The organism is Actinoplanes flavus (assembly GCF_017592555.1).
Taxonomy (GTDB): Bacteria; Actinomycetota; Actinomycetes; order Mycobacteriales; family Micromonosporaceae; genus Actinoplanes; species Actinoplanes flavus.
Window position 1 is genome coordinate 314,916 of the sequence record NZ_JAGFNS010000002.1, and the last position, 24,226, is coordinate 339,141.

Below are 24,226 nucleotides of genomic sequence, written 5' to 3' on the forward strand. Positions count from 1 at the left end.
GGGGTGGGCCTGTTGGGGGGGCCCCGCCCCCCCCCCCCCCGGGGGGGGGGGGGGCCGGGGCCCCCCGCGGCCCCCCCCTGCCCGCCCACCGCCGCGCCACCCGTGGCGTCGGCGTCGTCTTCCAGGCCGCCCGCACCTTCCACGGCATGACCGCCCTCGAGAACGTCATGGTCGGCGCGCACGCCACCACCCGGTCCGGCTTCCTGTCCGCCGCGCTGCGCCTGCCCGGCCACCACCGGGAGGAACGCCAGATCCGGGACCGCGCGCTCGCCTGTCTCGACCGCACCGGCCTCACCGCCTGGGCGCACCGCCCCGCCGAGGACCTGCCACTCGGCCAGCAGCGCGCCCTCCAGCTCGCCCGCGCCCTCTGCGGCGAACCCCGCCTGCTGCTGCTCGACGAACCCGCCTCCGGACTGCGCGCCGCCGAACGCGAACACCTCGCCGGCCTCGTCACCGACCTGCGCGCCGAAGGCCTCACCATCCTCCTGGTCGAACACGACGTCGCCTTCGTGATGCGCCTCGCCGACCGGATCACCGTCCTCGACCTGGGCCGCGTCATCGCCGAAGGCACCCCCGCCGAGGTCCGCGCCGACCCCCGGGTGATCGCCGCCTACCTGGGCCCGGCAGCCGAAGACCCCGAGATCAAGACCGACCCCGCGACGGTACGGCGACCCGCGCCCCGATCCGGCGAAAGAGGTGTCCGCCCGTGACCGCCGTCGTCGAGACCCGTGACCTGACCGTCCGGTACGCCGGTGCCACCGCCCTCGACGGCGTCGACCTGACCGTCCACGACCACGAGATGGTCGCCCTCATCGGCGCCAACGGCGCCGGGAAGTCCACCCTGGTCAAGGCCCTCTCCGGGCTGCTGCGGCCGGATTCCGGCACGATCACCGTCGACGGCCGCCTCGCCCAGGTCCCCGAGGGCCGGGAGATGTTCGGCGACCTCACCGTCGACGACAACCTGCGCCTCGGCGGCTGGCGCAACGGCCGCGGCGGGCGCGACACCACCGCGATCTACGACCTGCTGCCCGACCTGGCCGGGATCCGCACCCGTAGGGCCGGCGCGCTCTCCGGCGGACAGCAGCAGATGGTCGCCATCGGCCGCGCCCTGATGGCCCGCCCCGACGTCCTGGTCGTCGACGAACTCAGCCTCGGCCTCGCCCCACTGATCGTCACCACCCTCGTCGGCCATCTGCGCGCCCTCAACACCGGCCGCGGACTGGCCGTGCTGCTCATCGAACAGAACGCCCGCCTCGCGCTCGACCTGTGCGACCGTGCGTACGTCCTGGAAGCCGGCCGGATCGCCCTGCACGGCCGGGCCGCCGACCTGGCCCGCGACCCCCGCGTCGCCGCCGCCTACCTGGGCGGCCACATCGAGGTGACCCGATGAGCGACCTGATCGGATACCTGGTCACCGGGCTCGGCATCGGCGCCGGGTTCGCGCTGGTCGCCAGCGGGCTGGTGGCGATCTACCGGGTCACCCGGGTGGTCAACTTCGCCCAGGGCGCGTTCGCCGTGCTCGCCGCCATGCTGACCGCCTCGCTGCTCGGCGCCGGGGTCCCGCACGGCCTCGCCGAACTCGGCGGCGTCACGCTCGGCGCCCTCACCGGCCTGCTCGTCGGCGCCGTCGCCGTCGGGCGCCCCGGCACCAGCCCCGGGACCTCGCTCATCGTCACCCTCGGACTGGGCGTGCTCGCGTACGCCGTCGAGATTGTGATCTGGGGAGACCAGCCACGCTCCTACCCGGGCGTGCCCGGCGTGGCCGAGCTGGCCGGCGCCCGGCTCCAGGCCCACTACCTGCTGATCATCGCGGTGACCGTGCCGGTCTTCGCTCTGATGGCGTGGTTCTTCACCCGCACCGACCCGGGCCGGGCGCTGTCCGCCTGCGCCTCCAACCGCTACGCCGCCCAGGTCGTCGGCATCGACGTGCGCCGGATGGGCCTGCTCGCCTTCACCCTCGGCGGCGCGCTCGGCGGCCTCGCCGGCGTCCTCACCACACCGGTGCAGCAGGTCACGTTCGACAGTGACGTCGCCCTGATCGTCAACGGTTTCGCCGCCGCCGTCCTCGGCGGCCTCACCCGGCCGGTCGTCGCCCTCGCCGGCGGGCTGCTGCTCGGCGTGGCACAGACCCTGGCCGCCGGCTACGGCGGCGGCGCCTACCAGGTGGAGGTGGCCCTCGTGCTGATGCTCACCGTCATGATCGTCCAGGCGGCCCGCACCGGGCCGGTCGCGGAGACCGCGCGATGAGGCGGTGGATCCCGGCCGGGCTGCTGATCGCGGTGCTCGCCCTGCTGCCGCCGCTCCTTCCGGAACGGCATCTCGCGACGTTCGTGCTGCTCGCGCTCGCCGCGACGGTCACCGTCGGCGTCTCCCTCCTGATGGGGTACGCGGGACAGGTCTCGCTGGGACAGGCCTCCTTCTACGCGATCGGGGCGTACGCGGCCGGCCTGCTCGCCGTCCACGGCGTCCCGCCGCTGCTCGGCCTGCTGGCGGCCCCGGTGATCGCGGCGGTCGCGGCCACCCTGCTCGGGGCGCCGCTGCTCCGGCTGCGCGGCCACCACCTGGCCTTCGCCACCCTGGCGGTGCAGCTCATCCTGCTGTCCCTGCTCGCCCAGGCCGACTGGGCGGGCGGCGCGATCGGCCTCCAGGGCATCCCACGGTTGTCGATCGGCGGCTTCGAACTGCGTGCGGACCTCGGTTACGCGTACGCCGCGGGGTCGGTCCTGCTGATCGCCGTGCTGATCGCGCGCAACGTGATCGAGTCCCGCGCGGGCCGCGGCATGCGCGCCGCCGCGACGAGCGAGACCGCCGCCGCGGCCAGCGGCGTGGCGATCGGCGGCTACCGGCTGGCCGTGTTCGCGCTGTCCGCCGCCTTCGCCGGCCTGGCCGGTGGGGTCTACGCCTTCTACCTGGGATATCTGGCGCCCGGCTCGTTCCCGGTGCTGCTGTCCATCGAGTTCGTGGTGATGGCGGTGGTCGGCGGCCTGGGCACCATCGCCGGCCCGCTGGTCGGCGCGGGAGTGATCGTCCTGCTGGTGCAGCTGCTCAACACCCTGGGCACCCAGCCGGGCATGCCCGGCTACGCCCCGGCCGTCCTCTCCTACGCCGTCTACGCCGTCATCCTGGTCGTCTGCGTCCTCTACCTCCCGAAGGGCCTGGTCCCGGCGGCTCGCAGCGCCGCCGGGAAGCTGCGGAGAGGATCCGCCTGATCAGGCCTTGTCGAGGGTGTCGCGGAGGGTGGCGGCGAACGGGCCCGGGTCGCCGTGCTGGCCGAACTCGCCGCCGAGGAAGCCGGCGTGGTTGCCCGGGAAGACGGTGGGTTCGAGGCCGAGACGGCTGGCGACCGCGAGGCCACCCCGGTGGGCCAGTTCCTCGGTGGACTCGGCGCCCACCCCGATCACGACGCGGGTCGAAGTGGCGCGCAGGGCGTCGAAGTCCGGCTCGTAGAGGCAGCAGGTCACCAGGTTCTGGCCGAGCAGCACGTCGTCGCGGGAGCCGTCGTCGTCGGCGGGCAGGCCGAAGGTGGCCGGGGCCGGACCGGGACGGGAGACGAAGTCGGCCGGGACCGGGCCCTTCAGCGAGACGATCTCGATGAACTTGACCATCGCCGGGCCCAGGCCGGACTTCTGGTACAGCTCGCGGATGCCGTCGACCGCGGCCACCGCGGTCTCGTGGTCGTCCAGCAGCCGCGCGGTCGGCGGCTCGTGGGCGACCAGCACCCGGACCAGGCCGGGATGCGCGGCCACCAGAGCCAGCGCGTTGACCGCGCCGCCGCTGCTGGCGAACAGGTCGACCGGGCCACCGCCGGCCGCCTCGATCACCCGGCGGACGTCGTCGGCGTGCTGTTCCGGCGTCGACTCCGGCGCCGGATCGGTGCGGACGCTGCGGCCGGTGCCACGCGGGTCGTAGGTGATGACGGTCCGGTCGGTGAAGTGGCCGGCCAGGGTGACGAAGCCGGAGGCGTCCATCGGCGAGCCGATCAGCAACAGCGGGACGGCGGTGGCCGGGCCGGCCGGCTCACGGACGTCGTAGCGCAGAACCGCGCCGGAAACCTCAAGAGTGTGCGTCACGGGTTCGGTCATGGACCGACACTATCCGTTGTCACCGGTGACCACGGTGCCATCGCGATCCACCCGGCGTGCCCTCGGCCGCCGTGACATCGAGGACCGTTTCCGCATCGATCCCAGTCACATCGTCCGGTGTCTGATCGAACCATGTAAGGACGGCGATGTAGGTTACGGTCGCCGAGCCGATCAGAGGGGGAGCGATCGTGACGACATCCGTGGAACGGGAAGCGCCGGTGGAAACGCCCACCGTGACATTCAGCGCACGTGAGCGGTGGATCCTGCTGGTCGCCAGCGCCTGGCTGGTCATCGGGCTGCAACTGGACGCGTACGCCCACGCCACCACCCCGGAGCTGGAGACCTTCTGGACGCCGTGGCACGGCGTGCTCTACTCCGGCATCGCCGCCTCCGGCTTCACCCTGCTGTGGATCATGCGCTCCCGGCTGCCCGGCATCCCCACGTACCAGAGTGTTCTGGCCCTGCCCAACGCGTTGCGCATCCCGCTCGCCGGCATGGCGTTCCTCCTGGTCGGCGGCGGTGTCGACACGCTGTGGCACAACATCTGGGGCATCGAGCAGGGCATGGAGATCTTCGTGAGCCCCAGCCACGAGTTCATCATCCTCGGCATGGTGCTGGTCGCCATGGGCCCGGCCCTGATGCTCGCCGCGAACCCGGGCGACCGGCTCGGCCTCTCCGGCGGCTTCCTCGTCGGCATCTCCACCCTGTTCGCGGCCCTGCCGGTGCACATCTACTCGCTGCACGCCACCGCCCTCGGCTTCCGTCACCTGGGCGCCGACCTCGACCCGGTGCCGGTCTACTCGCCGGACTCGCAGCTCGTGCACGGCTACCTGTTCAGCACGGTCCTGCTGCTCGTGCCGTTCCTCGCCATCGGCCGCCGCTGGCCGCTGCCGCTCGGCCTGCCGGCCGCTCTGGTCAGCCTGATCGCCGTCTTCATGCACCTGATGTTCGACTCGCAGCGCGCCTGGTGGCCGGCGTTGACCGTGGCCGCCGCCGCGATCGTCCTGGAGATCGTGCTGCGCGCCGTGAACCCGCTGATCCGGCTCGGCGCCAACGCCCGCTGGATCCTCTTCGGACTGGTCACGCCGCCGGCCGTGTGGGGCGCCGTGCTGCTGGTCGGCAAGATCCAGACCGGGACCACCGGGTTCAACATCCACATGGTGAGCGGACTGATGGTGCTGACCGCCTTCACCGGGGTGGGCACCGTGCTCGTCGCCCGCAGCATCCACCGTCTCGCCGAGTGAGGCGGATCGTCGTCGCCCTGGTCACCATCGCCTGCACGCTGGTGGTGACCGGCGGGCCGGCGGCCGCGCACGCCGGTGGCCTCACCGCCACCGACTCCCGCGGCCGCGTCGTCTCCCTCACGCCCGCCCTGCCGGGGCTGGAGGTGGTCGCCATCGAGGCCGGCGCCCGGCTCCGCCTGCGCAACGGCACCGGCGGACCGGTGACGATCCCGGGCGGGCCCACGGTCGCGCCCGGTGCCGAGCACACCTGGGCCGACGAACGCGCCACCCCCGACGGCCGCACCGTCGCGGCCGGCGAGACCGTCCCCTGGACGATCACCGTGGACGCCGCCGGCACCCCGGTCACGGTCGCCGGCGTGCTCGTCGGGGAGGAGCGCCCACCGGCGGCCCCGTGGTGGGCCGCCGCCGCGCTCACCGGCGCCGCGCTCGTGCTCCTCGCCCGCCGGCTGCGCCGCGCCGACCTGCTGCTGGCCGCCGCGGGCGGTGTCGCCGCACTGTCCTCCATCGTGCACGTGGCCGGATCCACCCTGGCCGTCGAATCCGCGCCACTCGCCGGAACCTTCCTGAGCGCCGCCGGGATCAACCTCCTCGCCTGGCCGCTGATCATCGGCGGTGCAGTGGCCGCCCTGCGCGGCCGGGCCGCCGGCATCCTCGCGGTCTGTGGGGGAGCGGCCCTGACCGCGGTGTTCGTCCTTCCCGACGTGACCTCGTTCCACCGTGCGGTCCTGCCGTTCGCCGGTCCCGCCGACCTCGAACGCGTCCTGGTCGTCCTGGCTCTCGGCCTCGGCGCGGGCGTCGCGGTGGCCGGCGCCGGCGTGCTGCGCGACCTGGCCCGCAAAGCCGAGGAGACGGTGTGACCTCCCTCGCGCACGGCGTGGGGGAGTCCGCGGACCTGCCGCTCGCGCACGGTGTGGGGGAGTCCGTGGACCTGACGCTCGCGCACGGTGTGGGGGAGTCCGCGGACCTGCCGCTTCCGCTCGACCTGGTGTTGCAGGCCGGAGCCGCGACCCTCGTGCTGTCCTTCCTGATCGCCGGCCTCTGGTGGCGCGAACCACGCCTCGAACCGTCCACGCCACGCTCCCTCGGCGTCGGCCACCACCTGCGCTATCCGGTCCTCCTGCTGGCCCTCTACGTCACCGGCTACGCCGTCGTCGGCCCGCGCGGCCCGGAGAACCCCGCCCCGCACGCCCTGTTCGTCCTGCTGTGGGTGGGCCTGGTGCCGGTCAGCATGATCGTCGGCCCGGTCTGGCGGACGGTCAACCCGCTGCGCACCCTCTTCACCCTGCTCGGCCTCCCGCGGCGCGGGCTGCGCCCGCTCCCGCCCGGCGCCCCCGCCTCCGCCTGGCCGGCGGCCGCCTTCCTGCTGGCGTTCGTCTGGTTCGAGCTGGTGGTGCCCCATCACGGCGATCCGGTCGCGGTCGGTCTCTTCCTTCTGGCGTACGCCGTGAGCCAACTCCTCCTGGCCACCCTCCGCGGTGAGGAGTGGTTCGCGCGCGGCGACAGCTTCGAGGTCTACTCCGACCTGGCCGGCCGCCTGAGCCCCGTCCGCTGGCGCCCGCTTCTCTCCGGCCTGGCCGGCCCCGCAGCCGGCGAGCCGACGCCGGCCGCGCCCGCGAGCCCGGTCCCGATGCCGGCCGCGCCCGCGAATCCGGTCCCGACGCCGGGCACGGCGGCCGGGGTCGCCGTCCCGGCGCGGGCCCGCCCATCACTGGCCACCGCCGGTCCGGCCGCCTTCATCGCCGTCTGGTGGGGCTCGACCGTCTTCGACAGCGCCTGGACCACAGTGGCCCTGCCGTTCCCTCTGCTGTCGGGGACCGCCGGCCTCGTACTCTTCTGCGCGGCGGTCTTCCTGGTGGTCCGCTGGACCGCGGGCCGCCTGGACGTGACCATGTCGCTGGTCCCGATCGCGGCCGGCTACACCCTCGCCCACTACCTGTCCCTGCTGGTCACCGAGGGCCCGCGCGGTGTGCTCCTGCTGGTCGGCATGGACCCGTCCGGGACGGTCGTCCTGAATTCTCAGGTGCTCGCCGCCGTACAGATCGCTCTGATCCTGATCGGACACGCCGTAGGTGTGATCGTGGCCCACGACCGTGCCCTGGCCGAGCACCCCGGCCGTCCGCTGCTCGCCGTCCTCGCCGACGAGTTCCCGATGGTCCTCTTCATGATCGGCTGCACCTGGGCCGGGCTCTTCCTGCTCTTCGTCCGCTGAGGAAGTCCCCTGCGGGCGAATTCTGACTTCGCACTGACAGTCCCTTGAGAAGAAACCTTTGCATAGATAGCTTCTCATTCGTGCGACGCGAACTCACTGACATCGATTCCCTCAAGGCCCTGGCCCACCCACTCCGGCAACGGATGTTCACCCACCTCAACCGTTTCGGGCCCGCCACCTCCGCCGACCTGGCCACCGCGTTCGACGCCGACCGCGGCGCCACCAGCTACCACCTGCGCCAACTGGAGCGCTACGGCTTCGTCGAGGAGGACACCGGGCGCTCCGCCGGTCGCCGCCGCTACTGGCGGGCCGTCCCGCTCGACCTGCGGCTCCCACGCGCCAGCGAGGACCCCGAGGTCACCGCCGCCGCCGAGGCGATCGGCCGCCAATGGTTCGAGCAGGCACAACGCGACCTGCTCGGCTACCTGGCCGACCGGGAGTCGCACGGCGCCTTCGCGGAGGCCGCCATGAACTCGTTCAGCAACACCCGGCTCACCGCCGACGAACTGGCCCGGTTCGGCGAGGAGTACATCGCCTTCGCCTCCCGCTGGATCCGCGACCCGGCCACCGCCCCGGCGGACGCCCGGCCCATCACCGTGCTCTTCAACGCGTTCCCCACGCCGTCATGACCCCGCTGCGCCGCAACCGCGACTTCACCATCCTCTGGACCGGCCAGGTCATCTCCACCCTCGGCGCCCGGATCAGCGCCACCGCCACCCCGCTGCTGGTGCTGGCCACCACCGGCTCCCCACTGGACGCCGGCCTGGTCGGCGCCGCCGGAACACTCCCGCACCTGCTCGCCAGCCTGCCCGCCGGCCCGCTGGTCGACCGCTGGAACCGCCACCGCATCCTCCTGGCCAGCGAACTCGTCGCCGCCGTGGCGCTGCTGACCGTACCCGTCGCCATCTGGTCCGGCGTGCTCACCGTCGCCCAGATGTGCGCGGTCGTCTTCGTACAGGGACTCTGTCTCGTCTTCTTCGAACTCGCCGAACACGCCGCCCTGCCGATGGTGGTGCCACCGAGCCGACTCGCCACCGCGTTCGCCGCCAACGAGGCCCGCAGCCGCGGCGTCACCCTGGCCGGCCCAGCGCTCGGCGGCTTCCTCTTCACACTCGACCGGGCACTGCCGTTCCTGTTCGACGGCATCTCCTACCTGCTGGCCGCCGTCAGCATCCTGTTCCTGCGCCGCGACCTGCGCCCCCAGACCCACGGCCCCGCCGAACCCCTGTGGACCTCCGCCCTCACCGGCCTCCGTTACGTCTGGCGCAACCCCCTCATCCGCGCGTCACTGCTGCTCATCGCGGTGAGCAACCTGGTCTTCCAGGCCCTGGTCCTGGTCCTGGTCGTACACGCCGGCGATCACGGCGCCACCCCCGCGCGGATCGGCCTGATGCTCGGCCTCTACAGCGCCGGCGGCCTGCTCGGCGCCCTGGTCGCCGCGCGTGTCCACAGTCGCCTGTCGTTCCGCGCCGTGCTCATCGGCACGCACTGGATCTGGGCCGCCCTCCTGCCCCTCTTCGCCCTGACGACCGACCCCTGGCAGATCGGCGCGATCGGCGCCCTGACCGCCTTCGTCGGCCCGATCTGGAACGTCATGATCCTCACCTACACCGGCGTCACGGTCCCCAACGAGCTGCTCGGCCGCGTGATGAGCGCCGCCACCACGGTGACCTGGGGCGTCATGCCGATCGCCTCCCTCGGCGCGGGCGTCCTGCTCACCACCGTCGGCCCGGCCGGCGCGATCGGCACACTCTCCGCGATCATGCTGACCACGGCGATCGCCGCGACGATCAGCCCGGCGATCCGCAGATCAAACCCCCTCTCCGGTACGCGCGACGCCGCCCCCGACCACACGCCGCCCGCCCCGCCGGCACCACGCGACCAGCCGCAACTCGATCCCGTGCCGCGCCCGCCGGGCTGAGCTGCCCACTCACCCTCACCCCTTCAGCCGCCCCCGGGCCCGTCTCGACCCTCCCGAAGCCGCTGGTCGTGGCTGCTGGCTCAGCGCCGTTGAGACGCCCTGAGAGCCGGCCGCTCCGTCCCGGCTGGTCGTGGCGCTGTCTCAAGGGCTCCGAGGCAGCCCGCAGAGCCGGTCAGTCAAGATCAACCACAACGCACAGCCCTCAAAAGCGGACAAATGCCCCTGCGGCCTCTGGCTGGCCATGGAGGCTGTTTCGTGGCGCTGGGACAGCATGACTTCGCTCGGTTGGTTGCGAGGGCGGTTTCGTGGCACGTGCGGCAGCGCTGGGAGGCAGCTGATCTTGCTCGGTTGGTTGCGGGGGCGGTTTCGTGGCACGTGCGGCAGCGCTGGGAGGCAGCTGATCTTGCGGTTGGTTGCGGGGGCGGTTTCGTGGAGCGTGGGGCAGCGCTGGGAGGCGGCTGATCTTGTTTGGCTGTTTCGGGAGGCTTGAGACAGCGCCGGTTGGGTGGGGTGGTGTTCGGGAGAGTGCGGTCAGACGATGGCGGGGCCGAAGGTGTCGGACATGGCGGCCACGCCGAGGCAGAGCAGGGGGAAAGTGCCGAGGCCGGGCGCGTCGTCGATGTCGGCCAGGTCGTGCCAGAGGCGTACCACCGGATCGGGGGAGTAGCGGTGCAGCGCCCGTGGACCCGGCTCGGGCACGTGGTGGCCGGTCGAGCGGAGCATGCCGGCGATGCTGTCGAGCTGCCGCCGAACCGCGGTGGCTGTTGCTCCCGGGCCGGCGTCCGGACCGGGCAGGACGTGGTCGGCGACCCAGGTGGCGAGTTCGAAACCGGTCACGACGTGGTTGGGAGTGCCGGCTGTCCGGGTGCGGCCGTAGACCACCAGCGCCGTCGTCTGCACGAGGACCTGGTGCACCGGCATGCGGTACGGCAGCGAGATCACCGGATGCGTCGGCGCGAGCAGGATGGCGGTCCGCCGGGTCGCGGCCTGCCAGGGGCCGGTGTCGCCCGCCGCGACCTGGTCCGCGTACTCCCAGATGGTCGGCATCGGAAAATCTTCACGGACGGTGACATGATCGGCATCGGTCATCGGGTCGGGGCGAGCGTCCCCCGAACGGGCGGAAACCGGTCACGTTTCGTACATCTGATCTAATCATGGGGTAAGGTGCGGCCATGAGCATCGAAAGCGGTGCAGATCAGCCCCCGATCAATCCCGGGCAGCCGCCACTGACCACCCGGCAGCTGCGCATCCTCGCGGTGATCCGCGATTCGGTTCGCGAGCGTGGCTATCCACCCACCGTCCGCGAGATCGGCGCGGCCGTCGGCCTGGTCTCACCGTCCTCGGTGTCCTACCAGCTCAGGGTTCTGGAGAAGCACGGCCTGATCCGTCGCCAGCCCAACAACTCCCGGGCGGTCGAGCTGCGCCCCGCCGCCGACGCCCCGCCCGCCGACCCGGTGGTGACCGTCCCGGTGCTGGGCGCCATCGCCGCCGGCGCCCCGATCCTCGCCGAGGAACACGTCGAGGACTATCTGACCGTCTCGTCCGGCATGGTCGGCAGCGGCACCCTGTTCGCTCTGAACGTCAAGGGCGACTCCATGGTCGACGCCGCGATCTGCGACGGCGACGTGGTCGTGGTCCGGAAGCAGCCGGTCGCCGAGAACGGGGAGATCGTCGCGGCCATGCTCGACGGCGAGGCCACCGTCAAAGTCTTCCACCACACCGGCGAGCACGCCGAACTCCTGCCCCGGAACCCGGCCTACGCCCCCATCCCCGCCGACGGCGTGGTGATCCTCGGCAAGGTCGTCTGCGTCCTCCGCCGTCTGTAGGCTGCGGCTCCGCCGACGCCCGGCACCGCCCTGGCTCCGCGGTCGGCCCGACCGATCGGCGAGGAGCGGCGTCGGGCCGGACGAACGATGCCCGATATCGTCCACCCCGCACCGCGGCCCGTCCGCCGATCGGCGATGACCGGGCGGGCGACGACGGCAGGGGGGCGCGGCGGCGGCACCCGGGTGGCGCGGTGATGGGTTAGGGTGGCGGCGTGCATCCGGTCGAGGCCATCGCTACCGCCTTTGCGCGGTGGATCACGCCTGACCTGCCGCTCTACGGCAACGATCACGACCGTTCCGACTTCGCTCCCTGATCGGCACCGTGCCGTTCCGGCGGTCCCTTCAGCGCCCATCACCCCTCGGATTTCGGGAGCGATCCGTCATGTCCTCTGCCGTTTCCGCGCCGTCCGGTCTGCGGACCGTGTTGCGTGCCCCGTTCGTACGCCGGCTTCTCGTCTTCAGTCAGACCGGCCGCCTGCCGATGGCCGCCGCGCCGCTGGCCCTGCTGCTTTTCGCCCGTGAGGAACACGGGCTCGCCCTCGCCGGGCTGGTCGTGGCCGCCTACACGGCCGGGATGGCGGTGAGCGCGCCGCTGCTGGCCCGGATCGTCGACCGCTGGCGGCAGCCGCCGGTGCTGTGGGGGTCGGCGGTGCTGTCCGGCGCCGGTTTCGTGGCGGTCGCCGTCAGTGGGCACAGCGTGCCGGTCATGCTGGCGGGCGCGGCGGCCGGCGGGTTCGGGACGCCACCGCTGGAAGCCTGCCTGCGGGCACTCTGGCCGAACCTGGTTCCGGCGGAGAACGTGGCGGCCGCCTACTCGCTGGATCTCGCGGTTCAGGAGGTCATCTACGTGACCGGGCCGCTGGTGACGCTCGCCGCGGTCGGGATCGCCGGGCCGCCCGCGGGGCTGCTGGCCGCCGCGGTGCTGCAAATCGCCGGGGTGGCCGGGTTCGCGTTGACCCCGGTGGTACGGACCTGGCGGGGTGAGGCGGGTGCGCGGCATTGGGCGGGGCCTCTGCGCGTACCCCGTTTCGTCGTGATCGTGGCCGGGGTGATCTGTGCGGGAGCGGCGGTCGGAAGCCTGCCCGTCGTCGTCACCGGCTATGCCGAGGCGGCCGGAAGCCGTGCGCTGAGCGGCTGGTTGCTGGCGGCGCAGGCGGCCGGCGCGCTGACCGGCGGCCTGCTCTACACGCGGGCCACGCCGGGCGGGCCGGGCCGGTTGCCGCTGACCGCGGCGGCGCTCGCCGCCGGTTTCGTACCGTTGCTGCTGGTTCCCGGCCCGGTGCCGATGGCGGTGCTGCTCGCGGTGTCCGGATTGTCGCTGCCGCCGCTGCTGACCGCGGTCTTCCTCGCGGCCGACCGGCTGACTCCGCCCGGGACCGCGGTCGAGGCCTTCGCGTGGATCATCACCGCGTTCACGGTGGGCAGCGCGGCGGGTGCCGCGATCACCGGCCCGTTGGTCTCCGACGGCATCCGGTACGGCTTCGCGTTCGCCCCGATCGCCGGCCTCCTGTCCGTGGCCGCCATGTCCGCGGCAACCTTGGGTGCCCGCAACCGCTGACGAGACGCCGTGTGTGCGGGCGCCCGGGGCCGCCGATGTGGCGGGGTGACTGCCCCGTGTGCGGCGACCTTGGGCGTCTGCGGCCGCTGACACGACATCGTGGCGGCCTCGGTGCTCGTGGTCGGCAGCGCGCCGGGCCGGCTTCTTTCGCTGGATGAGGGTTTGACCTGGAGCGCGCTCCAGGTCATAGCGTCGTCCCCATGAGCGCAACGAGAATCGCAACTGTCGAACTGGGACGGACCGGAGAGCAGGTCAGCAGCGTCGCCCTCGGGGCCATGCAGATGGGCAACGCCACCGACGAGGCGTCGTCGGTGCGGATTCTCGACCGGTACCGGGAACTGGGTGGATCGTTCGTCGACACCGCGGACTGCTACGAGTGGTGGTCGCGGCGGGGCAGCCGGGGCGGGGAGAGCGAGGAGTTGCTCGGGCGCTGGATGCGTGACCGCGGCAACCGGGACGAGATCTTCCTGGCGACGAAGGGCAGCGCGCTGCCGGCCTATTCGCCGGATCTCTGGCTGGCGGATGGCACGGCGAACTGGGACCTGGCTCGGCGGACCTTCGCGGGCGCCGGAGCGGACACGCTGCGGCACGCGGTGGACGGCAGTTTGCGGCGGCTGGGCACCGACCACATCGACCTCTACTACGTGCACGTCGACGACCGGGCCACCCCGCTGGAGGAGACCCTGGAGGCGCTGGCCGGGCTGGTCGCGGCCGGCAAGGTGCGCTATCTCGGCTGGTCGAACGTCCGGACGTGGCGGCTGGAGCGGATCCGGCAGCTGTGCGACCGGTACGGCTGGCCCGCCCCGGTGGCCGTGCAGCAGCAGCACACCTACCTGCGGCGGCGGGCCGGCCTGGAGCACGCGTCGATCGTCGACGACGAGCAGTGGGACTACCTGACCGAGCATCGCGATCTGGCCCTGGTCGCCTACTCGCCGATCCTCAAGGGTGTCTACGACGACGCCGCCCGCCGGGCCGCGCACTGGATGATGGAGTCCTACACCGGCCCGGACAGTGAGGCCCGGCTGGCGGCGCTGGCCGAGGTGTCCGCCGAGGTCGGGGCGACTCCGAACCAGACGGTGCTGGCGTGGCATCTGCATCAGACGGCGCCGGCGGTGGTGCCGTTGATCGGGCCGCGCACGCCGGAGCAGTTCGAGAACCTGGTGCCCGCGCTCGACATCAAGCTGGACGCCGGGCAGCTGACCCGTCTGGATGCGGCCGGCGCCTGATCTTCCGGAACCGCATCGCGGGCCGGCCGGTGAATCCGGCCGGCCCGCAGTGCTGACCACCGATCTCCGCCCGGCGGGCGCGGCACCGGCGGGACCCGGCTGGCAGATCGCGTGGTGCCACGGGACGGTGCCGGTGCGGTTGACGGAGGTGGAGCCCGTACCGGAAAGGGGTTTTCAGGTCAATGACTGCCAGGCCGTGATGAGCGACTGGCGGAAGTCGGCGGCCTGGGTGGGGGTGAGTTTCGCCTGCATGCGCGTTTCGAGCGCGCGCACGTCGGCGGCGACCGTGGCGAGCAGGGCGCGGCCTTCGCCGGTGAGGCGGATGAGCAGCTCGCGGCGGTTGCCGGTGTTGCGTTCGCGGCGGATCAGGCCGCGGGTCTCCAGGGTGCGGACCATGTCGGCCATCGACTGGGCGGTGACGAACGAGTCGCGGGCGAGCTGGGCGGCGGAGAGGCCGTCGTGGCGTTCCAGGACGGTGAGGGCGGTGTATTGCAGGGCGGTGACGCCGACCGGGCGGACCAGCTCGTCGAGGCTCGCGCGGACCGCGAGTTCGAGTTGTTTGACCAGGTAGAGCAGGGATGGGCCGGTCGTCATGGCGGGGTTCCTCTCGCGGGTGCCGCCAGATTACCCCATTGACAGGAAACCTGATCGTCATCAAGACTCGAGATCAACAGGAATCCTGTTGATTGTGCTCGCCCGGACGTTCGTGAGAGGTTGAAGAGCATGGATCTCAGCGGCAAGGTCGCCGTCGTGACCGGGAGCGGGCGAGGGCTCGGTCTCGCCTACGCCGGAGCGCTCGCCGCGGCCGGTGCCTCGGTCGTGGTCAACGACGTGGACCAGGCGGTGGTGGACGCGGCGGTCGCCGGGATCGGTGGCGACACGGTCGGCGTGGCGGCCGCGGTCGGTGACACCGCGAGCGCCGAGAAGCTGGTCGCCACCGCGGTCGAGACGTTCGGCCGGCTCGACGTGCTGGTCACCAACGCCGGCATCCTGCGCGACCGGGTCCTCTGGAAGATGACCGACGAGGACTTCGACGCGGTCGTCGACGTCCATCTGCGCGGCACCTTCACCTGCGCCCGCGCCGCCGCGATCCGGATGCGCGAGCAGACAGGAGGCGGCCGCCTCATCCTGATCGGCTCCCCGGCCGGGCAGCGCGGGAACTTCGGCCAGACCAACTACGCGGCCGCCAAGGCCGGGATCGCGGCGATGGCCCGCACCTGGGCCCTCGAACTGGCCCGCAGCGAGATCACCGTCAACGCCGTCATCCCGATCGCCGCCACCGCGATGACCAGGACGATCCCGGCGTTCGGCCCGGCCATCGAGGAGGCCGAGCGGAGCGGGCAGCCGTTTCCGGCCTGGATGCGCCACGACGAGGGCCTCGGCACCGTCGAGGACGTCACCGGCCTGATCACCTTCCTCGCCTCGGACGCCGCCAACGGCATCACCGGCCAGGCGATCGGCATCGGCGGCGACAAACTCGCCCTCTGGGCGCACCCCAGCGAGAAGATCATCCGGTACGCCGAAGGCGGCTGGACGGCCGACGCCATCGCCGCCGGGTGGGACTTCCCGCTGGAGACCTACGGCATCCCGGCGCCGACGAGATGAACGTCGACGAGCTGACCGCCATCGACGTGCACACGCACGCCGAGGTGGGCCGCGACGGGCGCACCTCGCTGAGCCCCGCCCTGCTCGGGGCGTCCGCCGACTACTTCAAGGCGCACGGCCACCGGCAGCCCACCATCGACGAGACGGCCGCCTACTACCGCGAGCGGCGGATGGCCGCGGTCGTCTTCACGGTCGACGCCGAACACGCCACCGGGCATCCGGCCATCCCGAACGAGGAGATCGCCGAGGACTGCGCGGCCCACCCGGACGTGCTCATCCCGTTCGCCGGCATCGACCCGCACAAGGGGAAGGCCGGTGCCCGCCAGGCCCGCCGCCTGGTCGAGCACTTCGGTGTCCGGGGTTTCAAGTTCCACCCCAGCATCCAGGGCTTCGCGCCGGACGACCCGATCGCCTACCCGCTCTACGAGACGATCCAGGAGCTCGGGGCGGTGGCCCTGTTCCACACCGGGCAGACCGGCATCGGCGCCCGGGTCCGCGGCGGCGGCGGGATCCGCCTCAAGTACTCCAACCCGATGCTGGTCGACGACGTGGCCGTGGACTTCCCGGACCTGCGGATCATCCTGGCCCACCCGTCGTTCCCGTGGCAGGACGAGGCCCTCGCCGTCGCCACCCACAAGGAGCACGTCCACATCGACCTGTCCGGCTGGTCTCCCAAGTACTTCCCGCCGCAACTGGTCCGGTACGCGAACAGCCTGCTCCAGGACAAGGTGCTGTTCGGCTCCGACTACCCGGTGATCACCCCGGACCGGTGGCTCGCCGACTTCGCGAAGCTCGACCTCAAGGACACGGTCCGCCCCAAGATCCTCAAGACCAACGCAGCCCGCCTACTCTTCCGGGAGAACCCATGACCACCACCGTGAACGGCCTCGACGGCCTCAAGTCCCTGGCCGGCAAGGACCTCGGCCGCAGCGCCTGGCTGGAGATCACCCAGGAGCGGGTGAACACGTTCGCCGACGCCACCGGCGACCACCAGTGGATCCACGTCGACGTGGAGAAGGCGAAGAAGGGCCCGTTCGGCGCGCCGATCGCCCACGGCTACCTCACCCTGTCGCTGGTCATCCCGCTCTTCGGCGACCTGCTCGTGGTCGACGGCATCACGATGGGCGTCAACTACGGGCTGGAGAAGGTGCGCTTCCCCAGCCCGGTCCAGGTCGGCTCCCGGATCCGGCTGGCCGCGACCGTGGTCAGCGTCGACGACGTGGCCGGCAACGGCGTGCAGAGCGTCTTCGACTTCACCGTCGAGGTCGAGGGCCAGGACAAGCCCGCCTGCGTCGCCCGGCCCGTCTACCGCCACTACGCCTAGAGGACCGGCCATGCGCAACGCGGGGCTGGGGTCCTGGCCGGTACGCCGGGCGGCCATGTCGCCCGGCCGCACCGCCCTGATCTTCGAGGAGCGGCGTACGACGTACGCCCAACTGGAGGAACGCACCTCCCGCCTGGCCGCGGCCCTGCGTGCCGCCGGGGTCCGGCCCGGGGACCGGGTCGCCTACCTCGGCCCGAACCATCCGTCCCTGGTCGAGACGATGTTCGCGACCTGGGCGCTCGGCGGGATCTTCGTGCCGATGAACGTCCGGCTGACCGAGCCGGAGATCGAGTACCAGCTCCGGCACAGCGGGGCGGTCGCGTTGATCCACGCCCTGCCGGTGTCCTTGGAAGTCCCGATCAAGGTCGGACTCCCCGGATACGAGGACTTCCTCTCGGATCTCGCGCGCTTCGACGAGCCGGTCACGCTCGACGACGTGGCCTGCATCCTCTACACGTCCGGCACCACCGGCCATCCCAAGGGCGCCGTGCTCACCCACGGCAACCTGGTGTGGAACTGCTACAACCTGCTCGTCTGCGTCGACGTCGCCGGCGACGAGGTCACCCTGGTCAGCGCCCCGCTCTTCCACGTGGCGGCGCTCAACCAGTGCCTGCTGCCCACGTTCCTCAAGGGCGGCACGTCGGTGATCATGCCGAGCTGGGACGTCGACGGCTGCTTCGACGCCATCGCCCGGTACGGCGTGACCTGGATGTTCGGCGTCTCCACCATGTTCGCCGGCCTCGCCGGCTCACCCCGCTGGCCGGCCGCCGACCTGTCCTCGGTGCGCTGCCTGATGACCGGCGGCGCCGCCGTGCCGGAGGCGCTGATCCGCACCTACCAGGATCGGGGGCTCGCGTTCTGCCAGGGCTACGGGATGACCGAGACCGCGCCCGGCGCCACCTTCCTGGAGGCGCGGGAGAGCCGCGACCACGTCGGATCGGCCGGCCTGCCGGTGTTCTTCACCGACGTCCGGTGCGTGCGGCCCGACCTCACCCCGGCCCCGCCCGGCGAACCCGGCGAGGTCCTGGTCCGCGGCCCGAACGTGACCCCCGGCTACTGGAACGACCCGGCCGCCACCGCCGCCGCCTTCACCGACGGCTGGTTCCGCTCCGGCGACCTGGCCGTCGTCGGGGAGGACGGCCACTTCCGCATCGTCGACCGCACCAAGGACATGTACATCTCCGGCGGCGAGAACGTCTACCCGGCCGAGGTGGAGGCCGCCGTCTTCGAACACCCCGCGGTCGCCGAGGTGGCCGTCGTCGGCGTCCCCGACGAGAAGTGGGGCGAGGTCGGCCGGGCCTTCGTGGTCCCGGTCCCCGGCGCCGTCCTCCACCCCGGCGACATCCCGGCCTTCCTGGCCGGGCGCCTGGCCAGATACAAGATCCCGGTGTACGTAGACATCGTCACCGACCTCCCGAGAACCGGCTCCAACAAGGTCCGCAAGGGCCCCCTCCGCGACCTCCCGCTGCCTCAGCCCACGCGGTAGAGGGTGGCCAGATCGATCAGGACGATGCCGGTGTCCGCGGAGGCGGCCGCCCGCAGCTCATCGGTGAACCCGGCGCCGCTGAAACACGCGAGCCGTGCGGTGCCGGCGCCGGGACGTCCCTGAGCCGTCAGCAGAGACCTGACGCGGCGCAGCCGGTCGAGGTGGCCCATGCCCATGACGTCGCCCCACTTCGCCTCACCGATCGCCAGCAGCGGCTGGCGGTTGTCGTCGTCGAGGCCGTACACGGCGACGTCGACCTCGTGGGAGGTCCGGTTCGCCGGGTCGTTGACCGTGCCGCCGCTCACCCGGTTCGGGTAGTCGCCGAACACCTCGGGCTCGGCCAGGTGCCGGGTCCAGTAGCGGCAGACGTGCTCGAAATGCGGCCCAGAACGTTGCTGACGAAGCGGCGCCGGCTGCGCTGCCACAGCCGTGCGGTGTCCCGCGTGTGCTCCAGGTCCGACCAGATCGGGCGCATCACCGCGTGGTAGAACGCGACCAGCGGCTCGGCGATCCGGAACGTGGTCCGGTTGTCCCGGAAGGCGTCGGCTTCCCGGGTGACCAGTCCACAGTCCTCCAGCACCGTCAACGGATGGGCCAAATCGCCGGCTTTGCGGCCGAGGTAGGAGGCGATACCGCCGCGATGAGCGTTTCCGGAGGCGATCGCCGCGAGGACCGAGTGATAGAGGCCCGCGTCGCGTAGGTCGGGTTCGTCGGCGAGCAGATACCGGGCCTCCCGGAAGAGAGGGCTGGTCGGGGAGAGAACGGCCCGGACCACCCAGGCGTCGAAGTCCTCCGGGCCGGCGGGAGTGTCGTCGCGAGCGAACTCTCGGCGGTAGGCGGGCGTGCCCCCGACGACGGCGTTGGCCATCAGCGCGGTCGCGTGGTCCTCGATGTCCCAGAACTGAGCGGCGAGCTGGTGATCGAGAGTGGGGACCACCAGTTCCAGACCGGCCCGGCCACGCAGCGGCGCGTTGCCACTGAGGAGCCGGCCCATGAACGACATCGCGGATCCGCAGAGCAGGATGCTGGATCGGCTCTGGTCGCGTTCGGCCCGAAGTGGCGCCAGAGCGTTCTGGATGATCGACGGAATCTGGGGATTCGCCCGCACCAGGTAGGGGAACTCGTCGATCACCACCGGGATCCGGCGCTCCCGCCCGAGGCTGAGGAGCGCGTCGACGGCCTGATGCCAACTGTCGAAAGCGAGGGGCGCCGGCGCATCCACATGCTCCGCCAGGCGTGCCCCGAGTTGATTGAGGGACTCCCGGTCGGCGGCTTCATCGGCCGGGAAATAGAAGCCGCCGGTCGCCTGGCACAACGAGCGAAGCAGGTAGGTCTTGCCCTGCCTGTGCCGGCCATAGACTATGCCGAGGAGAGCCCCAGGCCGATTGTCGGTGGCGAACTCGGCCAGAGCGGCCCATTCGCGTTCGCGTTTGAACATCTCCGCGGGCCGTTCCAGCATGTGCCCATCCTTATCCGAGCTTTTCCGGCCAAGCGGCGGTGACCAGGGCCGGGAGGACGGTGGCGGCGGGGCCGTGCAGGTTGATGCCGGCGACCGCGTCCAGGGGGGTGGGCTGCGGGTTCACCTGGATCACGGTGGCACCGAACATGGCCGCCACCTTCGGGATCTCGGCCGCCGGGTAGACCAGGCCGGACGTGCCGATCGTCAGGAGCACGTCGCAGTCGGTCGCCTCCTGGACGGCCGTCTCCAGGATCTGTTCCGGCAGGGCCTCGCCGAACCACACCACGCCCGGGCGCACCGGGCCGGAACAGTGCTCGCAGCGGGGCGGGGCCAGCCGGCGGCCCTCCGCGGGCTCCTCGCCGTCGGTCACCGGGGCGGACCGGGCGCACGACGCGCAGCGCGGCTCGAACAGGCTGCCGTGCAGGTGCAGCGGGTCCGTCGATCCGGCGCGTTCGTGCAGGTCGTCCACATTCTGGGTGATCACGACACTGCGCGGGGCGCGCGCCTCGATGGCGGCGACGGCCTCGTGCCCGGGGTTGGGGTGGACCCGGCGGATCACGGTGCGGCGCCATTCGTACCAGCCCCACACCAGGTCCGGGTCGTTCTGGAAGGCCTGCGGGGTGGCCAGCGCCTGAGCGTCGAACCGCTCCCAGAGGCCGGTCAGCGCGTCCCGGAAGGTGGGCACGCCGCTCTCCGCCGAGATGCCCGCGCCGGTGAACACCACCACCCGCCGCGCCCGAGAGAGGACCTTCGCGGCCTCGCGCACCTCAACCATTCGATCCCCCACCGCTGTCCGAACGTTTCACCAGCACGGACGAGTGTCGCATCACCGGGGGAGCGGATGGGTCGTTGACTCTCGGAGAGCGCGCGGAGGTGGTCGTCGAATGTCCGAAGTGGGATGCCGTTGAGTGACGAGCCCACCGAACCGCCGAACGGCCCCGACCGCACCCGCCGTCTGCGCGCGGCCGGCGACCGGCTGCTCACCGTCGTCGGCGAGTGGACCGCGCCGGGCCCGGAGCGTACGGAGTGGTCGGAGTCGAACATGAGCGTCCTGGTCGGCGCGGTGACCGCGGCCGCCGGGTTCCTCTTCCTGGCCGCCATGATGGTCATCTGGGTCGCCCGCTCCTGAAAGCGAGCGCCGCCACCGCGGCCATGGCCAGCAGACCTCCGCTGACCAGGGCGAACGTTGTCGACGTGACGGACGCGAGCAGGCCGCCGCGGAGGTTGCCGAGTTCTGGGCCGGAGTGGCCGACGATCAGCTCGGCGGCCGACACCCGGCCCAGCATCGCGTCCGGGGTGTGCGTCTGAACGACCGTGCCGCGCGTGACCACCGCGACGGTGTCGGCGGCCCCGGCCACGGTGAGCAGCAGCAACGCGACCCACACGAGCGGCGCGACGCCGAGCAGGGCGATCGCCGCGCCCCAGACGGCCGCCGCCGCGAACATGATCGGCGCGGGCCGGGAGCGCCGGGTGAAGACCCCGGAGAGCAGCGAGGCGGCGACGCCGCCCACGGCGAGGGCCGAGAAGAACAATCCGAGGGTACGGGGATCGCCGCCGAACCGTTCCGCGTTCAGCACCGGGAACAGGCTCACCGGCATGGTCAGCACGGTCATCGCGAGGTCGGTGAGCAGCGCGCCCCGGACCGCCCGGTGCCCGGCCAGGAACCGTAGCCCGGCCATCGCCGCCCGCACCCCGGGCCGGGACGCCTCCCCGGTCGGCGGCATCGGCGGCAGCATGGCGGCGGCGCCCAGTATCACCACGAAGGACAGCGCGTCGGCGAGGAAGCAGCCGCCCACCCCGGCCGAGGCGATGAGGAGCCCACCGAGCGCCGGGCCGAGCAGCATCGACGTCTGGAAGGCGATCCGGTTCAGGGCCAGCCCGGCCGCCAGTTCCCGCGCGGGCAGTAGCCGGGGCAGGATCGCCCGGGACGCCGGCCCGGCCCCGGCCGCGAAGGACCTCTGCACCGCGACCAGCCCGAGCAGCGCACCGACCGGCAACCCACCGGCGAACGCCTGCACCGCCAGCAGCCCCGCGCACACGGCCTGCCCAGAGACGCAGATCAGATAGAAGCGGCGCCGGTCCCCATGGTCGGCCAGTGTGCCCGCGAACAGCCCGAACACCAGCAACGGCAGACCCGACGCGAGCCCGGCCGCCCCGGTCCACGCCGGGCTCCGGGTGGTCTCCCACACCTGGTAGAGGACCGCGACCAGCGCCATCTGGCCACCCAGCCCGGAACACACGCGCCCGGTCCACCAGCGCCGGAAGTGACGCGAGGACCGCAGCGGGGACACGTCGATCAGGGCGGTGCGCAACGGCATGGCGGCTTCCACCGTACGAAAGGAATCGCCCGCCTGCCGGGAGTGGCAGGCGGGCGAGTCAGCCGATCAGAGTGAGACGGCCTTGCCGCCGAGGGTGATGGCCAGGCGGCCGTCCGAGGCGAACGACCAGGCCAGCGCGCCGGTGAAGTTCGCGCAGCGGCTGCCGTTCGTGCCGGACCAGAACTGGTTGGTGCTGTCCGCGGTGCCGATGATGCGGTCGTTCGTGCCGCTGGAGCTGCGGCACGAGGTGTTGGTGGTGAAGACCGACGTGCCGGCGTCGAAGTTGAAGTTGCGCTCGGCGTTGTCGATGCTCAGGTTGTTGGCGATCGTCATCGAGCCCGGGTTGCTGTTGTAGGTGAACCCGTGCTTGCCGTTCCTGTACGCCACGGTCCGCTTCACGATGTGGTTGACCTTGATGTCCTCGCCGCCGAGCTTGAAGCCGTTGCGGTCACCGTTGCCGGCCTGCGAGCCGTCGCTGAGTGTGCCGTTGTTGTAGGCCAGCGAGTCCTCGATGGTCACCACGCCGATCGGCCCGGTGTCGGTCTTGGTGTAGAGGTCCCAGCCGTCGTCGATGTTGTTGTGCGAGACCGCGTACCGGAAGACGTTGCCCGATCCGACGGTCAGTTTGGCGGCGAAGCCGTCCGCGTCCTCCCCGTCGGAGTCGGCGTTGTCGTGCGACTCGGCGCTGAGGATCAGGTTGTTCGCCGGCCACTGGGCGGCCGGGGTGTCCGACGCGATCCGGGACAGCTGGAGGCCGGTGTCCCGGTTGTACCGGGTGATCGTGCGCTCCAGGACGTTGTTGCTGCCGCCCACGAAGATGCCGTTGTCGCCGGCGCGCTCCACCACGATGCCGTAGATCCGCCAGTAGTTGCCGTTGACGGCGAGACCACGGGCCGCGGTGTCCTCGGCCTGCGCCGAGAAGTTCAAGACCGGAACTTCACCGGGGTACGCGGAAATCGTCTTCAGCGCACCGGACGAGCCGTTGTTGCCCGGCGCGATGGTGACCGTCGACGGGTGCGCGTAGGTGCCGCCACGCAGGTAGATCGTGCCGCCCGCGGCGATCCGGGTGATCGCCGAGGTGAGCGTGGTCGGCGCCGCCACCGTCCCGGCCGCGCTGTCGGTGCCGTTGGGCGCCACGTAGAGGGCGCTGCTCGACGGCGGCGGAGAGGAGGAACTGGCCGACGGCGACACCGACGGCGAGGAGGAGGAGGAGGTGGGGGAGGAGGTCGGCGTGGACACCCCGTCGTCGACCAGGACGTCGTCGAAACGGCCCGCCGCGTACTCGGTGAGCAGCCCGATCCGGCCCGCCGTGATGGTGCTGTCGGTGGCCGACCCGACGCTGGCGCCGTTGACCGAGCCGCTGATCGTGGTCCCGTCGACGGTCAGTTTCAGCGTGTAGAAGGTGCTCGCCGAGATGGTCTGGCTCAGGCTGCCCAGGACGGTGACGCTGCTGCCGTTCATGGTCTCCAGCTGCACCCGGTTGGCGCCGGTCAGCGACAGCCGGTACATCTTCGTCGCCCCGGCGGCGCGGGCGGTCAGCGCCACCACGCCGGAGGTCGAGCTGAACGCGGTCGCCTTCACTCTCGCCTGGACCGAGTAATTGGTCCAGGAGGTGGTTCCGGCGAATTGCCGGGCCCTGGTGTTGGTGCTGTCCGACTGCTGGAACACCTGGGTGCCGTCGCTCACCACCGACCAGGTGCCGCCCGATTTCGACCACCCGCTGGTGCTGCCGGACTCGAAGTCGGCGGTGAACAGGGTGGCCGCCTCGGCGGTGCCGATCGTGACGAAGACACCGGCCGCGACCAGGCCGGCGAGTCCGGCGGCGCCGAGCGAACGGCGCAGTCTACGGTCCCGTGGATGGGATGACATGGGGGGATTCTCCTTGTCGCAAAGGGATCCCGCCGGGCGCGATGCAGCCGTCCGCGATCGCCGGGAATGGCGGCGGACGTGCAGCGTGGGGGATGTTCC

At 72.0% G+C, this 24,226-nt stretch carries 25 protein-coding genes; 17 read left to right on the top strand and 8 right to left on the bottom strand.

The features are described 5' to 3' along the window. Nucleotides 1–77: 77 nt before the first annotated feature. Genes J5X75_RS04455 through J5X75_RS04470 form a run of 4 tightly spaced genes read left to right on the top strand, consistent with a single transcriptional unit; the run spans nucleotide 78 to nucleotide 3,209 of the window. Nucleotides 78–710 (top strand): ABC transporter ATP-binding protein, encoded by a 633-nt coding sequence (locus tag J5X75_RS04455; RefSeq protein ID WP_372450836.1) that lies wholly within the window; start codon nucleotides 78–80, stop codon nucleotides 708–710. Next, nucleotides 707–1,390 carry an ABC transporter ATP-binding protein gene (locus tag J5X75_RS04460; protein ID WP_208465982.1) on the top strand — a complete coding sequence of 228 codons (684 nt, stop codon included), beginning with the start codon at nucleotides 707–709 and terminating at the stop codon, nucleotides 1,388–1,390. The genes J5X75_RS04455 and J5X75_RS04460 overlap by 4 nt, the downstream gene beginning before the upstream one ends. Further along, nucleotides 1,387–2,247: a branched-chain amino acid ABC transporter permease gene (locus tag J5X75_RS04465; RefSeq protein ID WP_208465983.1), complete on the top strand. Its 861-nt coding sequence runs from the start codon at nucleotides 1,387–1,389 to the stop codon at nucleotides 2,245–2,247. The genes J5X75_RS04460 and J5X75_RS04465 overlap by 4 nt, the downstream gene beginning before the upstream one ends. Beyond that, nucleotides 2,244–3,209 carry a branched-chain amino acid ABC transporter permease gene (locus J5X75_RS04470; protein WP_208465984.1) on the top strand — a complete coding sequence of 322 codons (966 nt, stop codon included), beginning with the start codon at nucleotides 2,244–2,246 and terminating at the stop codon, nucleotides 3,207–3,209. The genes J5X75_RS04465 and J5X75_RS04470 overlap by 4 nt, the downstream gene beginning before the upstream one ends. Here J5X75_RS04470 and J5X75_RS04475 read toward each other — a convergent pair whose 3' ends face one another. Then, nucleotides 3,210–4,082: an alpha/beta fold hydrolase gene (locus tag J5X75_RS04475; RefSeq protein WP_208465985.1), complete on the bottom strand. Its 873-nt coding sequence runs from the start codon at nucleotides 4,080–4,082 to the stop codon at nucleotides 3,210–3,212. A gap of 188 nt (nucleotides 4,083–4,270) precedes the next feature. On the opposite strand from J5X75_RS04475, the gene J5X75_RS04480 reads away from it, so the two are divergent. The 5 genes from J5X75_RS04480 (at nucleotide 4,271) to J5X75_RS04500 (ending at nucleotide 9,456) form a co-directional block, all read left to right on the top strand. Then, nucleotides 4,271–5,326 carry a hypothetical protein gene (locus J5X75_RS04480; RefSeq protein ID WP_208465986.1) on the top strand — a complete coding sequence of 352 codons (1,056 nt, stop codon included), beginning with the start codon at nucleotides 4,271–4,273 and terminating at the stop codon, nucleotides 5,324–5,326. Then, complete coding sequence (locus tag J5X75_RS04485; RefSeq protein ID WP_208465987.1) at nucleotides 5,323–6,183, top strand: hypothetical protein; 861 nt, start codon at nucleotides 5,323–5,325, stop codon at nucleotides 6,181–6,183. Before J5X75_RS04480 ends, J5X75_RS04485 begins: the two co-directional genes overlap by 4 nt. Further along, nucleotides 6,180–7,535, top strand: coding sequence for a hypothetical protein (locus J5X75_RS04490; protein ID WP_208465988.1), 1,356 nt, complete (start codon nucleotides 6,180–6,182; stop codon nucleotides 7,533–7,535). The genes J5X75_RS04485 and J5X75_RS04490 overlap by 4 nt, the downstream gene beginning before the upstream one ends. Nucleotides 7,536–7,615: 80 nt before the next feature. Next, on the top strand, nucleotides 7,616–8,164 hold the full coding sequence (locus tag J5X75_RS04495) for an ArsR/SmtB family transcription factor (RefSeq protein WP_208465989.1): 549 nt from the start codon (nucleotides 7,616–7,618) through the stop codon (nucleotides 8,162–8,164). Next, nucleotides 8,161–9,456, top strand: a complete 1,296-nt coding sequence (locus J5X75_RS04500) for an MFS transporter (RefSeq protein ID WP_208465990.1) — start codon at nucleotides 8,161–8,163, stop codon at nucleotides 9,454–9,456. Before J5X75_RS04495 ends, J5X75_RS04500 begins: the two co-directional genes overlap by 4 nt. Before the next feature lie 531 nt (nucleotides 9,457–9,987). Here J5X75_RS04500 and J5X75_RS04505 read toward each other — a convergent pair. Continuing rightward, a complete protein-coding gene (locus tag J5X75_RS04505) occupies nucleotides 9,988–10,503 on the bottom strand; it encodes a hypothetical protein (RefSeq protein ID WP_208465991.1) in 516 nt (171 codons plus the stop codon). 125 nt (nucleotides 10,504–10,628) lie between these two features. On the opposite strand from J5X75_RS04505, the gene lexA reads away from it, so the two are divergent. The 3 genes from lexA to J5X75_RS04520 all read left to right on the top strand — a co-directional run bounded on the left by lexA (nucleotide 10,629) and on the right by J5X75_RS04520 (nucleotide 14,066). After that, complete coding sequence (gene lexA / locus J5X75_RS04510) at nucleotides 10,629–11,282, top strand: transcriptional repressor LexA (RefSeq protein WP_208465992.1); 654 nt, start codon at nucleotides 10,629–10,631, stop codon at nucleotides 11,280–11,282. Nucleotides 11,283–11,664: 382 nt separating this feature from the next. Further along, nucleotides 11,665–12,840 (top strand): MFS transporter, encoded by a 1,176-nt coding sequence (locus J5X75_RS04515; RefSeq protein ID WP_208465993.1) that lies wholly within the window; start codon nucleotides 11,665–11,667, stop codon nucleotides 12,838–12,840. 200 nt (nucleotides 12,841–13,040) lie between these two features. Then, entirely contained in the window at nucleotides 13,041–14,066 is a 1,026-nt protein-coding gene (locus J5X75_RS04520) for an aldo/keto reductase (RefSeq protein ID WP_238487296.1), read from the top strand. Nucleotides 14,067–14,240: 174 nt separating this feature from the next. On the opposite strand, the gene J5X75_RS04525 is transcribed toward J5X75_RS04520, so the two are convergent. Further along, entirely contained in the window at nucleotides 14,241–14,660 is a 420-nt protein-coding gene (locus J5X75_RS04525; RefSeq protein ID WP_208465994.1) for a MarR family winged helix-turn-helix transcriptional regulator, read from the bottom strand. A 129-nt stretch (nucleotides 14,661–14,789) separates the two neighbouring features. Here J5X75_RS04525 and J5X75_RS04530 point away from each other — a divergent pair, with 129 nt between their 5' ends. The 4 genes from J5X75_RS04530 to J5X75_RS04545 are packed head-to-tail and all read left to right on the top strand — an operon-like array spanning nucleotide 14,790 to nucleotide 18,481. Then, entirely contained in the window at nucleotides 14,790–15,671 is an 882-nt protein-coding gene (locus tag J5X75_RS04530; RefSeq protein ID WP_208465995.1) for an SDR family oxidoreductase, read from the top strand. Then, a complete protein-coding gene (locus tag J5X75_RS04535) occupies nucleotides 15,623–16,540 on the top strand; it encodes an amidohydrolase family protein (protein WP_443607009.1) in 918 nt (305 codons plus the stop codon). The genes J5X75_RS04530 and J5X75_RS04535 overlap by 49 nt, the downstream gene beginning before the upstream one ends. Next, nucleotides 16,537–16,995: a MaoC family dehydratase gene (locus J5X75_RS04540; RefSeq protein ID WP_208465996.1), complete on the top strand. Its 459-nt coding sequence runs from the start codon at nucleotides 16,537–16,539 to the stop codon at nucleotides 16,993–16,995. The genes J5X75_RS04535 and J5X75_RS04540 overlap by 4 nt, the downstream gene beginning before the upstream one ends. Nucleotides 16,996–17,005: 10 nt before the next feature. Further along, nucleotides 17,006–18,481, top strand: a complete 1,476-nt coding sequence (locus J5X75_RS04545) for an acyl-CoA synthetase (RefSeq protein ID WP_208465997.1) — start codon at nucleotides 17,006–17,008, stop codon at nucleotides 18,479–18,481. On the opposite strand, the gene J5X75_RS43925 is transcribed toward J5X75_RS04545, so the two are convergent. From J5X75_RS43925 to J5X75_RS04555, 3 genes are read right to left on the bottom strand one after another with little or no spacing between them, the layout of a single operon-like run. Then, entirely contained in the window at nucleotides 18,466–18,810 is a 345-nt protein-coding gene (locus J5X75_RS43925) for a hypothetical protein (protein ID WP_238487297.1), read from the bottom strand. The two genes, J5X75_RS04545 and J5X75_RS43925, sit on opposite strands and share 16 nt — an antisense overlap. After that, the gene (locus J5X75_RS04550; protein WP_238487298.1) at nucleotides 18,783–19,940 is read right to left on the bottom strand and encodes an AAA family ATPase; all 1,158 of its coding nucleotides are present in this window, start codon (nucleotides 19,938–19,940) and stop codon (nucleotides 18,783–18,785) included. Before J5X75_RS04550 ends, J5X75_RS43925 begins: the two co-directional genes overlap by 28 nt. A 10-nt stretch (nucleotides 19,941–19,950) precedes the next feature. Next, on the bottom strand, nucleotides 19,951–20,715 hold the full coding sequence (locus tag J5X75_RS04555) for an SIR2 family NAD-dependent protein deacylase (RefSeq protein WP_208465998.1): 765 nt from the start codon (nucleotides 20,713–20,715) through the stop codon (nucleotides 19,951–19,953). Nucleotides 20,716–20,844: 129 nt separating this feature from the next. Here J5X75_RS04555 and J5X75_RS04560 point away from each other — a divergent pair, with 129 nt between their 5' ends. After that, a complete protein-coding gene (locus J5X75_RS04560) occupies nucleotides 20,845–21,069 on the top strand; it encodes a hypothetical protein (protein ID WP_208465999.1) in 225 nt (74 codons plus the stop codon). Here the strand turns inward: J5X75_RS04560 and J5X75_RS04565 are convergent. Both J5X75_RS04565 and J5X75_RS04570 read right to left on the bottom strand, forming a co-directional pair. After that, on the bottom strand, nucleotides 21,047–22,258 hold the full coding sequence (locus J5X75_RS04565) for an MFS transporter (RefSeq protein WP_208466000.1): 1,212 nt from the start codon (nucleotides 22,256–22,258) through the stop codon (nucleotides 21,047–21,049). The genes J5X75_RS04560 and J5X75_RS04565 overlap by 23 nt on opposite strands. 66 nt (nucleotides 22,259–22,324) lie before the next feature. Next, nucleotides 22,325–24,127, bottom strand: coding sequence for a right-handed parallel beta-helix repeat-containing protein (locus J5X75_RS04570; protein WP_208466001.1), 1,803 nt, complete (start codon nucleotides 24,125–24,127; stop codon nucleotides 22,325–22,327). Nucleotides 24,128–24,226 lie beyond the last annotated feature (99 nt).